6 protein-coding genes are annotated in these 12,182 nt (G+C 33.5%); 2 read left to right on the forward strand and 4 right to left on the reverse strand.

Features of this window, described 5'->3' with window-relative positions:
- Nucleotides 1–182: 182 nt before the first annotated feature.
- Together LPB88_RS12830 and LPB88_RS12835 are read right to left on the reverse strand one after the other, a co-directional pair.
- Complete coding sequence (locus tag LPB88_RS12830; RefSeq protein ID WP_230716089.1) at nucleotides 183–2,447, reverse strand: aconitate hydratase; 2,265 nt, start codon at nucleotides 2,445–2,447, stop codon at nucleotides 183–185.
- 121 nt (nucleotides 2,448–2,568) lie between these two features.
- The gene (locus tag LPB88_RS12835) at nucleotides 2,569–5,340 is read right to left on the reverse strand and encodes a bifunctional aconitate hydratase 2/2-methylisocitrate dehydratase (protein ID WP_230716090.1); all 2,772 of its coding nucleotides are present in this window, start codon (nucleotides 5,338–5,340) and stop codon (nucleotides 2,569–2,571) included.
- Nucleotides 5,341–5,774: 434 nt separating this feature from the next.
- Between LPB88_RS12835 and LPB88_RS12840 the strand changes: the two genes are divergently transcribed.
- Together LPB88_RS12840 and xrtN are read left to right on the forward strand one after the other, a co-directional pair.
- Nucleotides 5,775–8,273 carry an XrtN system VIT domain-containing protein gene (locus tag LPB88_RS12840; protein ID WP_230716091.1) on the forward strand — a complete coding sequence of 833 codons (2,499 nt, stop codon included), beginning with the start codon at nucleotides 5,775–5,777 and terminating at the stop codon, nucleotides 8,271–8,273.
- The gene (xrtN, locus tag LPB88_RS12845) at nucleotides 8,273–9,514 is read left to right on the forward strand and encodes an exosortase N (RefSeq protein ID WP_230716092.1); all 1,242 of its coding nucleotides are present in this window, start codon (nucleotides 8,273–8,275) and stop codon (nucleotides 9,512–9,514) included. The genes LPB88_RS12840 and xrtN overlap by 1 nt, the downstream gene beginning before the upstream one ends.
- A 58-nt stretch (nucleotides 9,515–9,572) precedes the next feature.
- Here xrtN and LPB88_RS12850 read toward each other — a convergent pair whose 3' ends face one another.
- The gene (locus LPB88_RS12850; RefSeq protein ID WP_230716093.1) at nucleotides 9,573–10,526 is read right to left on the reverse strand and encodes a MoxR family ATPase; all 954 of its coding nucleotides are present in this window, start codon (nucleotides 10,524–10,526) and stop codon (nucleotides 9,573–9,575) included.
- A gap of 78 nt (nucleotides 10,527–10,604) precedes the next feature.
- Nucleotides 10,605–12,035, reverse strand: coding sequence for a peptidylprolyl isomerase (locus tag LPB88_RS12855; protein ID WP_230716094.1), 1,431 nt, complete (start codon nucleotides 12,033–12,035; stop codon nucleotides 10,605–10,607).
- Nucleotides 12,036–12,182: the final 147 nt, after the last annotated feature.

Raw genomic sequence — 12,182 nt, forward strand, 5'->3', positions numbered from 1 at the left:
ATTTTATTTATTTGAAAAACATCTTTTCTTATAAAAACCAATGCCCTAGCCCAGATAGAAGCGGTATCCTTTTTTATGGCTTTTTCTGCCATAAAAAAGATATAGCGGATAGCTGGAAATAGCTCCTAATAAAAAAACGCCCTGTTTTCACAGAGCGTTTTAGTATAATTAAATCTTAAAGATTAAGCTTTTCCGGCAGCAATTAAGTTTAATGCTGAACCTGCAACGAACCAGCCAATTTGACCAGCGTTGTAAGTATGGTTTGCCAAGACAATATCTTTTGAACCATCTGCGTGAACGAATTCTAATGTTAATGCTTTTCCCGGAGCGAACTCAGTTAAATCAGTAAAGTTAATAGTATCGTCTTCCTGGATTTTATCATAATCTGCTTCGTTAGCAAATGTTAATCCTAAAAGCCCTTGTTTTTTAAGGTTTGTTTCGTGAATACGAGCAAAAGATTTTACTAATACAGCTTTAACCCCTAAGAAACGTGGCTCCATAGCCGCATGCTCACGAGATGAACCTTCACCATAATTGTGATCTCCCACAACGATAGATGGAACTCCTGCTGCTTTATATGCACGAGCTACAGCTGGAACTGCATCGTAAGTTCCGGTTAATTGATTTTTAACGGAGTTTGTTTTTTGGTTAAATGCATTTACTGCACCAATTAACATATTGTTAGAGATATTATCTAAATGTCCGCGGAAACGCAACCATGGTCCAGCCATAGAAATATGATCGGTTGTACATTTTCCGAATGCTTTGATTAATAATTTTGCACCTGTAATATTTTTACCATCCCAGGCATCAAACGGAGCCAATAATTGCAAACGCTCTGATGTTGGACTTACAACAACCTGAACTCCTGAACCGTCTTCAGCCGGAACCTGGAAGCCCGGATCTTTAACATCAAATCCTTTTGGAGGCAATTCGTCTCCTGTTGGAGCTTCAAGCATTACTTCTTCTCCGTCTTCGTTGATTAAAGTATCTGTTAATGGGTTAAAACCTAAATCTCCTGCAATTGCCATAGCAGTTACCAATTCTGGCGACCCTACGAAAGCTAAAGTATTTGGGTTACCATCTGCACGTTTTGAGAAGTTACGGTTAAAAGAGTGAACAATAGTGTTTCTTTCTTCTTTCTCTGCTCCTTCTCTGTCCCACATACCAATACATGGTCCGCAGGCGTTAGCAAAAACGGTTGCTCCGATTTTCTCGAAAGTATCTATAAATCCATCTCTTTCGATGGTATAACGAACTACCTCTGAACCTGGAGTAATTGTAAACTGAGATTTAGTTTTTAAGTTTTTAGCACTCACTTGTCTTGCCAAAGAAGCTGCACGAGAAATATCTTCGTAAGAAGAGTTGGTACAAGAACCTATTAAACCTACCTGAATTTGTAATGGCCAGTTATTTTTGATCGCTGCTTCTTTCATTTTAGAAATTGGAGTCGCCAAATCCGGAGTAAATGGTCCGTTTAAGTGTGGCTCTAATTCTGTTAAGTTGATTTCGATAACCTGATCAAAATATTTCTCAGGATTAGCGTAAACTTCCGGATCTCCGGTTAAGTAAGAAGCTACTTTATCTGCAGCATCAGCAACATCTGCTCTGTTTGTAGAACGCAGGTAACGACTCATAGAATCATCATAACCAAAAGTTGAAGTTGTAGCTCCAATTTCGGCACCCATGTTACAAATAGTACCTTTACCAGTACATGACATAGAAGTTGCACCTTCTCCAAAATATTCAACGATTGCTCCTGTACCACCTTTTACAGTAAGAATACCGGCAACTTTAAGGATAACGTCTTTAGGAGCTGTCCATCCTGATAATTTACCAGTTAGTTTTACTCCAATTAATTTAGGAAATTTTAATTCCCAAGCCATACCGGACATTACATCTACGGCATCTGCTCCACCAACACCAATAGCTACCATTCCTAATCCACCTGCATTTACAGTGTGCGAATCGGTACCAATCATCATCCCTCCAGGGAAAGCATAATTTTCAAGTACTACCTGGTGAATAATTCCAGCTCCTGGCTTCCAGAAACCAATTCCGTATTTATTTGAAACTGACGATAAGAAATCGAAAACTTCGTTACTTTGTGTTTTTGCTCTGGCCAAATCGGTTGCGGCATCTACTTTTGCCTGAATCAAGTGATCACAGTGAACCGTTGTAGGTACTGCAACTTTAGGTTTACCGGCGTGCATAAATTGTAATAATGCCATTTGCGCCGTTGCATCCTGACACGCTACACGATCCGGAGCAAAATCAACATAATCTACTCCTCTTCCAAACGCCTTCGTCGGATTTCCATCCCAAAGGTGATTGTACAAAATTTTCTCTGTTAAAGTAAGTGGACGACCAACAATCTCGCGTGCTTTGTCAACACGCCCTGGCATGTTCTCATACACTTTTTTAATCATTTCAATATCAAAAGCCATAAGTATAATTGTTTTTGTTTTTTTATTTTGAACATGACAAGTTACGAAAAATAGAGTAGGTAGAAAAGAAAAAGCCCGAGTTTATACTCGGGCTTTTGAATTATAATTAACAATCATGTGATTACATAACTAACAACTTGTGAGATGGTGCAAACCTAGTCAGGCTAATACCATCTACCGCTGCTGTATACTCTTCTAATGTAGGAGTTCTACCAAGAATTGTAGACAAAACAACAACAGGTGTAGAAGAAAGTAATGATTCTCCTTTTTTACCTTCAGAATCTTCTACAACTCTTCCTTGGAAAAGACGTGTAGAAGTTGCCATTACAGTATCTCCTTTTGCAGCTTTTTCCTGGTTACCCATACAAAGGTTACAACCCGGACGCTCTAAGTATAACATGTTTTCGTATTCTGTACGTGCTGCACCTTTTGGAGCATTATCGTTGAATTCGAAACCAGAATATTTTTGTAAAACTTCCCAATCACCTTCGGCTTTAAGTTCATCTACAATGTTGTAAGTAGGAGGTGCTACTACAAGAGGCGCTTTAAACTCAACTTTACCATGTATATCTTCAATATTTTTAAGCATTTGAGCAAGGATTTTCATATCTCCTTTGTGAACCATACAAGAACCGATAAATCCAAGATCTACTTTTTTCTCTCCACCATAGAAAGATAAAGGTCTGATTGTATCGTGTGTGTATCGTTTAGAAACATCAACATTGTTTACGTCTGGATCAGCAATCATTGGTTCGATAATCTGATCAAGATCTACAACAACTTCAGCATAATATTTAGCATTAGAATCCGGAGTCAACGCTGGTTTCTCAGCTGATTTAATCTCTGTGATTCTCTTATCTGCTTTGTTGATTAATCCTTGAAGAACTTGTTTTTCATTGTCCATTCCTTTGTCGATCATAATCTGGATTCTGCTTTTTGCAATCTCCAATGATTCGATTAAGGTATCATCTTCAGAAATACAGATAGAAGCTTTTGCTTTCATCTCTGCAGTCCAGTCTGTAAATGTAAATGCCTGGTCAGCAGTAAGAGTTCCAAGATGAACCTCGATAATTCTACCTTGGAAAACATTTTCACCACCAAATTTCTTAAGCATTTGAGCTTGTGTTGAATGAACTACATCACGGAAGTCCATATAATCTTTCATTTCTCCAATAAATGTCACCTTTACAGATTCCGGAATTGGCATTGAAGCTTCTCCAGTAGCAAGTGCAAGTGCAACTGTTCCTGAGTCAGCACCAAAAGCAACACCTTTTGACATTCTTGTATGAGAGTCACCACCAATAATGATAGCCCACTCATCGATTGTAATATCGTTTAGAACTTTGTGAATTACGTCAGTCATTGCATGATAAACACCTTTTGGATCACGAGCTGTGATTAATCCAAAATCGTTCATAAATTTCATCAATTTAGGAATGTTTGCCTGAGCTTTTTTATCCCATACTGAAGCTGTGTGACAACCCGATTGGTATGCACCGTCAACGATTGGCGAAATTACAGTAGCCGCCATAGATTCTAATTCCTGAGCCGTCATAAGTCCAGTTGTATCTTGCGAACCTACGATATTAACTTCTACACGAACATCTGAACCTGCGTGTAATACTTTACCTGGAGCTATTCCGACAGCGTTTTTGTTGAAGATTTTTTCTACTGCTGTAAGTCCTTGTCCTTCAATAGAAATTTCTTTTGATGGAGCAAATACAAGAGGAGCTTCGATATCTAAAACTTTCGCTGCTAATGTTTGAAGCTTTTTACCAAATACAATTGCATATGATCCTCCAGCTTTGATAAATTCCATTTTCTGAGGTGTGAATGCCTTAGAAATATCAATTAATTCTTTATCGCCGTTATAAAGCTTTTTAGTTTTTGTGTTTATTGTAAGTACTGTTCCTGTAGCAACAGAATAAGCTTCTTCTAAAATAGGTTCATTATTCTCATTACGAATAATATTACCCTCTGCATCAAGCTTTTTAACCCAGTTTTTAAGATCTAAACCAATACCACCAGTAACATCAACTGTTGTTAGGAAAATTGGAGAAATTCCGTTTGTTCCTGCAACAATTGGAGCAATATTAATAAATGGAACATAAGGACTTGCTTGTTTACCTGTCCAAAGTGCCACGTTGTTTACACCTGACATTCTTGAAGAACCAACTCCCATTGTACCTTTTTCAGCAATCAACATAACGCTTGCGTCAGGATGTTTTGCCTGTAATGCTTTTATTTCTTCTTGTGCCTGAGGCGTAATCATACATTTACCATGAAGCTCACGATCAGAACGTGAGTGTGCCTGATTACCCGGAGATAACAAATCTGTTGAAATATCTCCTTCTCCAGCGATATAAGTCACTACTTTAATTTCTTCAACTACTTCTGGAAGTGTTGTAAAAAACTCTGCCTGTGCATAGCTTTCAAGAATTTCTTTAGCAATTGCATTATCATTTTTAAATGCTTCTTTTAAACGATCCGTGTCTGCCTCATAAAGGTAAACTTGTGACTTTAAAACATTTGCAGCTTCTTTTGCAATAGATGCATCATTACCAAGTGCTAAATCTAATAATACTTCGATTGAGGGTCCACCTTTCATGTGTGATAATAACTCAAAAGCAAAAGCTGGAGTTATCTCTTTTACTTCAGATTGACCGAGAATAATTTCCTTTAAAAACTTAGCTTTCGTACCAGCAGCACTTGTCGTTCCAGGTACAACATTATAAATAAAGAATTTAAGAGAATCTTCTCTGTACTCATTATTCAAATCTTTAATTTGTTCAATGATTTCGCTTAATAATTCAGCACCATCAATTGGTTTCGGGTGAAGTCCTTGACCTTTTCGTTCTTCAATTTCTTGAATGTAATCCTGATAAATATTCATAATAAAAGTCTTTTCTAGGTATTTTATTTTTTTTGTACGCAAATTTAGGTATTAAAGCCGACAATTAAAAAAAATATAATAGAACTCGCCTTTTCAAAAATTATTATTGTTAAAAAACGATTTTCACTGCTTGTTTTTGTCAAAACATCAATTTTGTATTAAAAAAATGAATTATTGGTATTTTAAAATCTTTTCTTTAACAAAGTCGAAATTCGTTGTTATAAATGATGTGAGATTTTACCTCGTTTTTAGCTAAGAATCTTTCTAAATTAATATTTACAACGTTATAGTAACACCTTTTTCTCTCCGTACACATTTCTTTTCAGACAAATTTTTTACCATTTCATCACGTTAAAAAAAATGAATAAAAAAAAACTGTAATTCAATTTTTCTTATAACTTTGCAACTCAAAGTACTTTTAAATAAATATAACTATGAAACACAAATTAGAGATTTTAGAAAATTATACTAAGAAACCAGGAGTTACTATTAGTTTAGCCGTGACCGTCCTGAGCACTATCCTTTTAATAACTGCTCTTGCATCCAAAGAATTCCATTTTCGTGATTTTGAACCAATTGCTGGATTAAGTTTGATATTTGAATTTATATACGGAGCTAGTCTTTCTTTTATAATTCTTAGAAAAAAAGAAAAGTACATTCATTTAACACCATTTCTTATCCTGAATTGGCTTATTGGATGTTTTTGTCTGAACATTTTTATTCCGGTTTTTAATGATTTACCAATCTGGGTTTATTTAGCAACACTTGCCTTTTGCTTATCCAATTTTTTTATTTATAAAAATTCAGAAGAAGATCAAAACAACACTATTTCCTTTTTTATAAATGGCTTGTCTTTTGGAGTCATTATATACTTTGCAATGTATCTTATTCCAATTATGCCAGTTTCCTTTATGGGAATCATAGCTTTAGGAATGGGATTCTACGGTTTGGTTCCGGCACTGGTTATTATTATTCATCTATTGACAGTCGTACGAAATCTAACCCAAAACAAAGTCAATTATATTTCTTTTGGTACCGGTTTTTTGATTGTACTAATTGGCATCGCAGCTTTTACCGTAGGATTAAGTATCGAAAGCAGAAAAATAGCGCAATCTATTACAATGAAATCATTTGATAAAGATGAAGACTTGCCAAATTATATTTCAGTTTCTCAGAACTTAAAGCCAAATTTTTTCAATGAGATTTTACTTAAAAAAGACATCGTTTACATCCCACTTCACGATATATTTTCTTTTGGAAGCTTTGATTCGTTTGGTACTAAACAATACAATGAAAGAAAAATCCACAACCCGATTATTTCTCTTGCTTACTTGTTCTGCCAAGATCTTGATTTAAGTAATGATGACAGAATTAATATTTTGAAATCAAACTTTGACAAACGATTAGAAACAGAGGAGCAATTATGGAGTGGTGAAGATTTATTTACTAAAAGCATTAAGGAAGATGTAAAAGTATACCCTGAGGCACGTTTGGCTTACACCGAAATTACAATGAAGATTGCCAGTGATGAAGGTTCATGGAGAAATCAGGAAGCAATTTACTCATTTCAGCTACCAGAAGGTTCTGTTGCGACTTCACTTTCTTTATGGGTAAATGGAATTGAACGAAAAGGTGTTTTGACTACAAAAGAGAAAGCTCAAAAGGCCTATAAACAAATTGTTGGTGTAGAAAACCGCGATCCGTCATTGATGCAATGGAAAGAGGGGAACAAAGTTGTAGTTAGAGTTTTCCCAATTAATAATGCAAATCCAAGGGAATTTAAATGTGGTTTTACAACTCCTCTAAAAGTTGAAGATAATCAAATGAAATATCAAAGTCTTTCTATAAAAGGTCCAAATATTTCGAATGCTCAAACTATTTCACGAATTCAGGTTGTGGGAAATCAAAAAATAGAAACGAGTAAAGATTTCGAACTAAAAAATCATTTTTATATCAATCAATCAAAAGGTTTAGACAATTGGGAAGCCAATATGCCGATAATCAAAAACTCGCAATCGAGCTCATTTGCATGGAAAAATAAAATTTATGAAGTAAAAGACATTCAGAAAACAGTCATTTCATTTAAACCTTCAGAAATTATATTGGATTTAAACAGCAGCTGGACTACCAAACAAATAGAATCTTTTGTAAATCTGGATAAAAAGAATTTGTTTGTCTATATAAATGGAGAAAAGAAAACTATTAATAAAGAAAACTTCAAAGCTATTGAATTAGACTTCGCAGATTTACATTATTCTTTATTGCCACTTTATAAAATTACACCAAACAGTTTAATCATTACAAAATCCGGAACTTTCTCTGCCAATTTTGAAGAACTTGAAGAATCCGATTATTTAAAGAAAATAAGAATCGGAACAAAAGAGAGAAATTTAAAAGTAATCAATATCTCTTCTGACATTAATCCATTTTGGCAGACTGTAAAAGAGCAGAAATACATTGATTATTTCCAAACTAGTTCTAAAAATTGTTTGAAATTAATTGAGCAAAATCAGTTTGTTTTATACAAAACCGAAAAAAATACCGTCAATATTGAACCTGCACACATTTCAATTACAGAAAATGCAAAAACCGATTCTATAAAGAGCAACGGACCAAATCATATTTACAGAATGTATGCTTTTGGAAAGGTTCTCGAAGAGCAAGTTAAAATTCAAAACGATTCTTTAGCCAACAATCAATATGTTGACTTAGCCAAAGACGCCAATATTGTTACTCCAATATCCTCTTTGATTGTTCTTGAAACCGAAGAAGACTATAAAAACAATGGAATCGAAAAAAATGTGAACACTCTGGGAAATGCTTCTATCAATAATGATGGCGCCGTTCCTGAGCCACACGAATGGTTATTGATCATTATTGGATCAGCAGCACTTTTCTTTTATTACAGAAAAACCAAAAAGCAAATTATCTAATGAATCCTTTTTTAGTTCAATACAAAAAAACAATTGTCCTTTTTATTTTAGTTTTCCTTTTTGGGATAAACTATACCATTGTATTAAATGGTCTTGACAGTAATCTTTTTGGGATTGTTTTTTCCATTGCATTATTTCTTATCGGGGGTAGAAAAACTTCATTTAATATGAACTATCCCCTTTTGGGATTAATCTTTCTATTAGAATTCATTAGCTATCGTCTGCATACCAAATCATTGCACTTTCTAGCTTTATCTTTATTTACGTGTTTTGTCTATTATAGTTTTACACGCAAATTTTCGTTCATTGCTTTTATTTGCATCATATTGTTTTCTTCTCTTTTTAATACTTTTTTTGATTATCTAACAGTCGAAATCAAACAAACTCTTTGTTATGGTGTTTATCTAACTTTAAAAAACTTCATTCTTATAGATAAGATTGAAGGCGTTAATTTTTACATCAACCATGCAAAAATAACCATTGACACAGCTTGTATGGGTTTGTCTATGTTTAAGACAGGTTTGCTTGCCGGAGCTTTTTTATTAACCATAGAAGAAAGAAAACAGCAAAAACACTTTAATATCAAACAAATTTTCTTGTTCTGTTTTCTTCTGATTTTACTCAATATTGTTTCGAATTATTTCAGAATCATAACGCTAATTCTATTTAATTGTACTCAAGAGAATACACTGCATTATGCTATTGGATTGCTTTGCTTTGTGTTTTATCAAATTGCTCCAATGTTATTTTTAATTCGATTTTTTAAACCTAAAAAAGAAGCAATTACAAACGACAAAAGCAATAATTTCAATTTAATCCCAATTACAGCTGGAGTATTAGTTCTTTTTGCTACTAGTTTAGAAATCAAAAAAGAACAAGATTACAAATTACTTGACAATATAAACTCGGACTATAATATTAGTAAAGGTGTTTGGGTAAATAAGGAAGTTTTTAAAATTGTAACTCCTGAAAAACTCATTTACATTAAAACACCAGCACACAATCCGTTGATTTGCTGGACAGGAAATGGTTATAAAGTAATAGAATCAAAAGCGGTAAAGAAAAATAATGACGAAATATATTTTGTTCGAATGGAGAAAAATAACATTCAATATTTTTCATACTGGTGGTACGAATGCGACAATAAAAAATATACTTCGCTTGTTGAAGTATTACTGATCAAACTCTTTTACAATAAACCAATTCGCCTTGTAAACGAAACCAGCAAAACTCCGCTATAAAAAAAAAGCCTAACAGAGTTTGTATTTCTGTTAGGCTTTTTTAAGTTTTTATATTCTCTTACATCAACTTCTGAATAATAACTTCTTCAGTTATTCCCTCTGCATCTGCTTTATAGTTTTTAATAATTCTGTGTCTTAAAATTCCGGTTGCAACTGCTTTTACATCTTCAATATCCGGCGAAAATTTACCATTGAAAGCTGCATGTGCTTTTGCGGCCAAAATTAAGTTTTGCGACGCCCTTGGTCCTGCTCCCCAATCTAAATAATTCTTAACAAAATCATTTGATAAAGCATTATCCGGACGTGTTTTACTCACCAAAGTTACAGCATATTCAATAACATTATCAGCAACTGGAATTCGGCGAATTAAATGTTGAAAATCAATAATTTCCTGAGCTGTAAATAATGGATTGATTGTTGTTTTAACATCAGATGTTGTACGTTTTACAACTTGTACTTCTTCTTCAAAACTTGGATATTCTAATTTAATAGCAAACATAAAACGGTCTAATTGCGCTTCAGGCAAAGGATAAGTTCCTTCTTGCTCAATTGGGTTTTGCGTTGCTAATACAAAATAAGGTAAATCTAATTTATAATTCTGTCCCGCAATTGTAACCGAGCGTTCTTGCATTGCTTCAAGCAAAGCTGCTTGCGTTTTAGGCGGAGTTCTGTTAATCTCGTCAGCAAGAATTATATTCGAAAAAATTGGTCCTTTAATAAATTTAAAGTGTCTGTTTTCGTCCAGGATTTCACTTCCTAAAATATCCGATGGCATTAAATCCGGCGTAAACTGAATTCTTTTAAAATCTAAACCTAGAGCCTGAGACAAAGTATTAATCATTAAAGTTTTTGCCAATCCAGGAACACCAATCAAAAGCGCATGCCCTCCAGAAAATATACAAAGTAAAATTTGATCTACAACGGCATCTTGCCCTACAATGATTTTTGCTATTTCGGCTTTTAATTCGTTTCGTTTTTCAACTAGATTGTGAATTGCTGTTACGTCAGACATTTATGAATATATTTTAAATTAAAAAGAGTTAGTACTATGGATTCATAAAACTAACTCTTTTTCTTTATTTAATAAAAATTATTTTTTCAACCAATTGTATACAAAATTACAATCTCTGTACTCTCCAATAACCTTGATATAAGTATCTTTTATTTTTGTATCAAACCATTTTGAAATTGTCGTGATTTGCTTTTCTTTTAATGCTAATTCTTTAATTTTAGTATAATCCTTAGCATAATCAGCAACGTGTTCGTCAATTCTATTGGTAACAGTAATTAATTTATATGTTTTTTTACCTTTATCATCTACATTTAAAAGTGGTTGTGAAACTTCATCATCTTTTAAATTAGAAACCTGACCGTATAATGTTGGATCCATTTTAGTCAACTCAAAACGTGTATCCTGAGTATTAGGATTTACTAATGTTCCTCCGTTTGCTCTTGTTTCTTTTTCGTCAGATTCTGTTCTGGCAGCATCAGCAAAAGAAATTTCTTTGCTTACAATTTTATTTCTAATAGTAGTAATTCTTTCTTTAGCTTCTTTTAAAGCGTCTTCAGAAACCGTTGGTGCAATTAAAATATGACGTAATTCAACCTCTTGTCCTTTTATTTTTTCTACCAGAATAATATGATATCCAAAAGTGGTTTTAAAAGGCTCTGAGATTTCGCCTTCACCCAAACTAAACGCCACATCTTTAAATTCTTTTACAAAAGGTGTTTTTCTTGTCATTTTATAAAAACCTCCGGTTGGCGATGATCCTGGATCTTGTGAATACAAAACTGCTTTTGTAGCAAAACTAGATCCTTCAAGAACGTCTTTACGAATCGCGTTTAATCTGTCAATTACCTTTTGTTCATCTTCTTTAGAAACTTTAGGTTCTACCACAATTTGTGCTACTTCCATCTCTGCTCCAAAAGTTGGTAATTCTTCTTTTGGTATTTTTTTAAAGAAATTACGAACTTCTTCAGGTGTTATTTCTACTGCATCAACGATTTTTTTAGTCATTTCCTGAGCTAGCTTTTGCTCTTTTAAAATGTCTGCAAAATATGTTTTAAATTCTTCTACAGAATTCTTCTTATAATAAGCAACTACTTTATTGATGTCTCCAACTTGCTGAACCATATAATTCAATCGATCATCCATCATGCTTCTAACCTCGGCATCACTAACAATGATACTATCCTGAATTGCCTGATGTGCATATAGTTTATCTTCTAAAAGTTTTCCAAGCATCTGACATCTTGTAATATCTTTTATAGAACCACCTTGTGCTGTAATCTCTAAATATCCTTTATCAATATCTGAATCTAAAACAATGTAGTCTCCAACATTAGCGATAATTCCATCAACTTTCAGCTTTTGACCAGAAGGCAATTCAACTGGTTTCTTAATCACAGTATCTTTAATAATTTCCTGAGCCGAAATAATTGAGTTGAAAAAAAGTAAAAAACATATTGTCAACATTAACTTGTAATCAATTGTTTTTAGCTGTAATTTTTTTAATAACATTATTTTAAATTTAATTTGAATGTAAGATCTTGTTTCAAAATTTCTTTTCGAACTAAAAATCAATCTAATCTGTATTTTGGAAATTCTTCTAAAAATACTAAATAATTAAGATCTAGTTTCTTCTAACTTATACCGAACAAAAATAGC

It is taken from the genome of Flavobacterium sp. JAS, assembly GCF_020991455.1.
Classification (GTDB): Bacteria; Bacteroidota; Bacteroidia; order Flavobacteriales; family Flavobacteriaceae; genus Flavobacterium.